This is a genomic window from Flavobacterium sp. (genome assembly GCF_049240005.1).
Taxonomy (GTDB): Bacteria; Bacteroidota; Bacteroidia; order Flavobacteriales; family Flavobacteriaceae; genus Flavobacterium.
The window spans coordinates 1-6,174 of the sequence record NZ_JBMLTK010000081.1; the positions used below are offsets into that span (position 1 = coordinate 1).

The following is a 6,174-nucleotide window of genomic DNA, read 5'->3' on the forward strand; positions in this document are numbered from 1 at the left end:
ATACGTGGGTTCGGGTGGGAACATGAAACGTATGGCGGCGAATTCATCGAAGTCTAGCTTCTCATATCTAGCTTCTAGCTTCTAAAACCAGCTTTCGACAAGCTCAAGCACCAACGATACCCCCGCAGCAGGGAATGACGCGGAAATGCCGTGCCGCTGCCGCCCATTTTTGGTGTGGTTTGGCGTGCGACTAACAGAAGCGCCGACAAGCCGCTACCAAAAACAGCGGAAGCAAGCGCCATTGCAGCATAATGCCCGACCCGCCGCAACCCAATTCCACTAAATGCGCGGCGGGTGCTGCCCAAATCAAAATTATCGAGCTGGCGTTTAATTTTTGATTTAACTAGATAGCAAAAAAACAACCATTAATTGGGTGTTGGAATCTTTAAAATTACGCCGATTTTTAACTTTCTTAGAACAGTGATTTGATGATAATTTTTCATCGCTCTCGAGATTTTTTCTTGTTTATTCTTAACTTTAGCACACTAAATTGTTATTGGTATGCCAAGTGTTGTAAACCATTTTAACGAGCTTGACTTAACGAAAAAATATACCTATTCCGACTATTTGCTTTGGCAATTCTCTGAACGCGTCGAGTTAATAAAAGGATACATCCGCCAAATGAGTCCAGCGCCTAGCATGGTGCATCAAACTATTTCGATGAACTTGTCGGTGGCCTTGGCTCGAAACTTCAAAAAAAAACCGTGCCGATTCTTTGCAGCTCCGTTCGATGTGCGGTTGCCTTTAAAAACAGAAAGCAAGGAAACCACGGTAGTGCAACCCGATTTGTGTGTGGTTTGCGATGCATCGAAACTAGATGCCAGAGGTTGTAAAGGTGCGCCAGACCTGATTATTGAGATTATTTCACCAAACAACAGCAAGCACGATATTGATACCAAATTTAAGCTCTATCAAGAGGCCGAAGTCTTAGAATATTGGATTGTTGAACCAACCGAAAAAATAGTTCTGGTGTATAGCTTGGTTAACGGAACTTACATTGGTTTACAACCTTTTGGTATGAATCAACAAATTGAAAGCCGCTTATTTCCCGACTTGCAAATGAGCGTGATTGATGTGTTTGAAAATGTGTAAACCGTTCTAAACGAAAATTTTACATCGAACCTTAACCAAGAGAATTGCTTCCTGCTAACTAATTTGGTTACCAATCGTGCAGCCAAAACTAAATTTAAAACGTGCTTTAAAAAAATACGCGAATAAATGGCATAAGCGGACTTCCGTTTGGTGAACGGTCGCGATCAAATAATACGTCGTATTGCAATCCGAAAACAACATCACCACCATTGTAACCTACTCCAAGAAACAGCGCCGTATCCCAGAACTCTTGTTCCGGAAATGTATTGTCCTCAAACTTGAAATTATACTTGCTTTGATTTAACTCAGCAGACAACTGCAGCTCATTTACTGGGTTGTAAAAACCAAGCAAAGAAATACCATAACTGTTTGCACGAAACAAATTCCGTTCCTTTATATAGGTGTAATTAAACCCAAGACCCGCACTAAAACTATCATCAATTTTGTACACCGCTTGAGGAGCTAGTGCTAACTCTTTGTATTCCGAGCTGACAGACAATCCAACTCTACCACCAAATTTCAATTGATCCATAAAACTGCCTTCACTTTTTCCTGAATTTTCACTTTGAGAAAACGCTTTCCCGCCCACTAAAGCAATTAACAACACTGTATAATAAAGACACCATTTCGAATTCATCATATTTAAGATAATTTTATGCCATAAAAATAAACTAAAGCAGTCAATTACCGCATAAAGACGTACTTTTGCACAACATTTTTTAACAATAGTGATTGTTCCCAAATTATGGATAGGTTTTCATTCTTAAATGCTGCACACACCGCTTTCTTTGGCGATTTATACGAACAATATCTACAAAACCCCGATAGCGTTGAGCCTAGTTGGAGAAGTTTCCTTCAAGGTTTCGACTTCGGATTAAGCTCCGCCGGCAACGAGCAAACTGTTGAAAAAATAGTTTACGCCGCGGCAAACGAAGATGTTTCGGCCATTTCAGATAAGCTTCAAAAAGAATTCAACGTTCTGAAACTCATCGATGCGTATCGCACACGCGGACACTTGTTCACTCGAACCAATCCCGTTCGCGAACGCAGAACCTATTCGCCAACACTCGCACTTGAAAACTACGGCCTTTCAAACGCCGACTTAGACACTGTTTTCGATGCGGCAAAAGCCATAAAAATTGCGCCTTGCCCCTTGCGCGAAATCATCGGACACCTCGACAACATTTACTGTAAATCGATCGGTGTGGAATACATGTATATTCGAAATCCCGAAGTAATTCAGTGGATTCAAGATAAAATTGGTTACAACGACAACCAACCTAAATTCGATACCGAACAGAAAAAACACATACTTACCAAACTAAACGAAGCCGTTTCTTTTGAGAACTTTTTGCATACCAAATATGTGGGTCAGAAACGATTCTCACTCGAAGGCTGTGAATCGGTAATTCCTGGTTTAGACGCACTTATCGAAGCTGCCGCAGAAAAAGGTGTGGAACAATTCGTTATGGGAATGGCACACCGCGGCCGACTAAACGTACTGGCGAACATCTTTGGAAAACCAACCCAGGATATTTTCTCGGAATTTGACGGAAAAGACTACGACGACGATGCGCTTTTCGACGGCGATGTGAAATACCACCTCGGCCTTACCTCCGACCGCCAAACCAAGTCCGGAAAAAGCATTAACATCAACCTAGCACCAAACCCTTCACACCTCGAAACTGTGGGTGCCGTAATTGAGGGTATTGCACGTGCAAAACAAGATCGTTACTATCCAAACGACAACAAAAAAGTATTGCCAATTGCCCTTCACGGAGATGCGGCCGTTGCCGGACAAGGTATTGTTTACGAAATCGTACAAATGGCACAACTCGACGGCTATAAAACCGGCGGAACCATACACGTAGTAATCAACAACCAAGTTGGTTTTACCACCAATTATTTGGATGCGCGAAGCTCGACCTACTGTACCGATGTGGCTAAAGTAACACTCTCGCCCGTACTTCACGTGAATGCCGACGATACCGAAGCCGTAGTTCACGCCATGTTATTTGCGCTTGATTATCGAATGACCTTTGGAAGCGACGTTTTTATCGACGTTCTTGGATACCGTAAATACGGACACAATGAAGGCGATGAACCGCGATTCACACAACCAAAGTTGTATAAAATTATTGCAAAACATAAAAATCCGCGCGACATCTACGCCGAACAGCTAATTGCCGCCGGACTTATCGACAGCAGTTTTGTAAAAGGCTTAGAAGAGCAATATAAGGCCGTTTTAGAAGAAAATCTGGAAGCTTCACGCAAGAAAGATCTGACCATCATTACGCCTTTCATGCAAAACGAATGGGAAGGATTTAAGCAAGCGAATCAGGCGGAAATGCTCGAAGTTGTAGATACCACGTACAACCGAGAATCGCTCCGACAAGTTGCTGAAGTAATTACAGACCTTCCTGCAGATAAAAAATTCATTAGCAAGATTTCAAAACTGTTCAGCGATCGAAAAAACATGATTGCCAACGACAAGCTCGATTGGGCTATGGGCGAACTACTTGCTTACGCTACCTTAAATACCGAAGGTTTCGACGTACGCATCTCCGGACAAGACGTTGAACGCGGAACATTTTCGCACCGCCACGCCGTGGTAAAAGTAGAAGACTCCGAAGAAGAAGTAATGCCGTTACACCAATTAGGCGATGCGGCAAAAGGCAAATTCAGAATTTACAACTCACTTTTGTCTGAATACGGCGTTGTTGGTTTCGATTACGGTTACGCACTTGCAAGTCCGAAAACACTGACCATTTGGGAAGCACAATTCGGCGATTTCAGCAACGGTGCGCAAATTATGATCGACCAATACATTTCGGCAGCCGAAGATAAGTGGAACAACCAAAACGGTTTGGTCATGCTCTTGCCTCACGGCTACGAAGGACAAGGCGCCGAACACTCTTCGGCACGTATGGAGCGCTACCTACAAATGTGCGCCAACGAAAACATGTATGTAGCCGATTGTACCACACCGGCAAACTTTTATCACTTGTTACGCCGACAAATGAAAACGTCGTTCCGCAAGCCATTAATCGTGTTTACACCTAAGAGTTTACTCAGACATCCTTCAGTAGTTTCTTCCTTAGACGAATTGGCAAACGGTCGTTTTCAAGAAGTAATCGACGATCCAAATGCAGATAAATCAAAGATAAAATCCTTGGTTTTCTGTACCGGAAAATTCTACTACGATTTAGTTGCCGAGCGTGAAGCTTTAGGCAGAGACGATGTAGCGCTAGTACGTATCGAACAATTATTCCCGCTTGCCACCGAGCAATTAAAGGAAATTATTGCTTCGTATCCGAATGCCGACGATTACGTTTGGGCACAAGAAGAACCGAAAAACATGGGTGCTTACAGCTTTATGCTCATGCATTTCAATTGGATTAAACTCCGATTGGCTTCGCTAAAAGCATACAGCGCACCAGCGGCAGGAAGCTACGCGCGTTCTAAAAAACGTCATGCTGCGGCTATTGCTATGGTTTTCGACAAGAATTTATTTAGCTAAATTTATCCCAGATATCAATATTAAAATTTGAAGAGTAACGCAATGAGCAATATCCTAGAAATGAAAGTGCCCTCTCCGGGCGAATCAATCACCGAAGTTGAAATTGCAACTTGGTTGGTGAAAGACGGCGACTACGTCGAGAAAGATCAAGCAATTGCCGAAGTGGATTCCGATAAGGCAACACTCGAACTTCCGGCAGAAGCCAGCGGTATCATTACCCTAAAAGCAGCCGAAGGCGACGCTGTAGCTGTGGGTGCCGTAGTTTGTTTGATCGACACCTCAGCAGCAAAACCAGAAGCCGGAGCAGCAGCTGAAGCTCCAAAAGCAGAGGCTCCGAAAGCCGAAGCTCCAAAGGCAGAGGCCCCTAAAGTAGAAACGCCCGCCGCACCAGCCGCAGCTGCACCAACTTACGCCTCAGGAACGCCATCGCCAGCAGCTCGTAAAATTATCGAAGAGCGTCAGCTCGACCCAACTGCCATCAAAGGCACCGGAAAAGACGGCCGTATAACCAAAGACGACGCTGTAAACGCGCCGGCTAGCATGGGAACTCCAACCGGTGGAAACCGCAGCTCATCGCGAACCAAATTATCTATGTTGCGCCGCAAGGTGGCCGAGCGTTTGGTGGCCGCTAAAAACGAAACCGCCATGCTTACCACTTTTAACGAGGTAAACATGACGCCAATAAACATCATTCGCAACCAATACAAAGACGTATTTAAGGCTAAACACGGCGGATTAAGCCTCGGCTACATGTCGTTTTTTACAAAAGCGGTTGTGCGCGCCTTACAACTCTATCCGGATGTAAATTCGATGATCGACGGAAACGATAAAATTTCATACGATTTCTGCGATATTTCAGTTGCCGTTAGCGGACCAAAAGGTTTGATGGTTCCCGTGGTTCGCAACGCCGAAAACCTAACGTTTAGAGGTGTAGAAGCCGAAATTAAGCGCTTGGCTTTACGCGCTCGCGACGGACAAATTACCGTTGACGACATGACAGGAGGAACGTTTACCATTTCAAACGGCGGCGTTTTCGGAAGTATGCTTAGCACGCCCATCATCAACCCACCGCAATCGGGTATTTTAGGTATGCACAACATCATCGAGCGCCCGATTGCCGTAAACGGAAAAGTCGAAATTCACCCGATGATGTACGTGGCGCTGTCGTACGATCACCGCATTATCGACGGCCGCGAGTCGGTTGGTTTCTTGGTAGCTGTTAAAGAAGCGCTCGAAAATCCGCTCGAATTATTAATGAACGGCGACGCACAGAAAGCCCTCGAATTATAAAAAGAAGTTAGTTTTTATACAGAAACCGATACTGAAAAGTGTCGGTTTTTTTATTAAACTGAGTTCGATTTAAAATTGCGGTCAGAAAACAGCTAAATGGTTGAATACAAGGCAGATTTTTTTGAGATACAGGAGTATCGCAACAAAATCTAACGAAGTAGGCAGCCGTTTAGCTGTTTAGCTTGGCAGTTGTTCATTTCAATGGCTATTTGATTTCAACATTTGTTCATTTCAAGCGTTCTGACAAAGATTTTTAATCGAACTCAGGTTAT

General features: G+C 44.0%; 4 protein-coding genes. 3 read left to right on the forward strand and 1 reads right to left on the reverse strand.

Annotation, left to right across the window (positions count from 1 at the left end; all coding sequences use genetic code 11):
• Positions 1 to 501: 501 nt before the first annotated feature.
• The gene (locus ACOVQQ_RS08780; protein WP_421817868.1) at positions 502 to 1,092 is read left to right on the forward strand and encodes a Uma2 family endonuclease; all 591 of its coding nucleotides are present in this window, start codon (positions 502 to 504) and stop codon (positions 1,090 to 1,092) included.
• A gap of 106 nt (positions 1,093 to 1,198) precedes the next feature.
• Here the strand turns inward: ACOVQQ_RS08780 and ACOVQQ_RS08785 are convergent, their stop codons facing one another.
• A complete protein-coding gene (locus ACOVQQ_RS08785; RefSeq protein ID WP_421817869.1) occupies positions 1,199 to 1,732 on the reverse strand; it encodes a hypothetical protein in 534 nt (177 codons plus the stop codon).
• 105 nt (positions 1,733 to 1,837) lie between these two features.
• Here ACOVQQ_RS08785 and ACOVQQ_RS08790 point away from each other — a divergent pair, with 105 nt between their 5' ends.
• Together ACOVQQ_RS08790 and odhB are read left to right on the forward strand one after the other, a co-directional pair.
• Positions 1,838 to 4,612 carry a 2-oxoglutarate dehydrogenase E1 component gene (locus tag ACOVQQ_RS08790; RefSeq protein WP_421817870.1) on the forward strand — a complete coding sequence of 925 codons (2,775 nt, stop codon included), beginning with the start codon at positions 1,838 to 1,840 and terminating at the stop codon, positions 4,610 to 4,612.
• 42 nt (positions 4,613 to 4,654) lie between these two features.
• On the forward strand, positions 4,655 to 5,902 hold the full coding sequence (gene odhB / locus ACOVQQ_RS08795) for a 2-oxoglutarate dehydrogenase complex dihydrolipoyllysine-residue succinyltransferase (RefSeq protein ID WP_421817871.1): 1,248 nt from the start codon (positions 4,655 to 4,657) through the stop codon (positions 5,900 to 5,902).
• Positions 5,903 to 6,174: the final 272 nt, after the last annotated feature.

Coding starts and splice junctions, on each gene's coding strand:
- ACOVQQ_RS08780 (WP_421817868.1), top strand. CDS start 502: ATGCCAAGTGTTGTAAACCATTTTAACGAGCTTGACTTAACGAAAAAA.
- ACOVQQ_RS08785 (WP_421817869.1), bottom strand. CDS start 1,732: ATGATGAATTCGAAATGGTGTCTTTATTATACAGTGTTGTTAATTGCT.
- ACOVQQ_RS08790 (WP_421817870.1), top strand. CDS start 1,838: ATGGATAGGTTTTCATTCTTAAATGCTGCACACACCGCTTTCTTTGGC.
- odhB (WP_421817871.1), top strand. CDS start 4,655: ATGAGCAATATCCTAGAAATGAAAGTGCCCTCTCCGGGCGAATCAATC.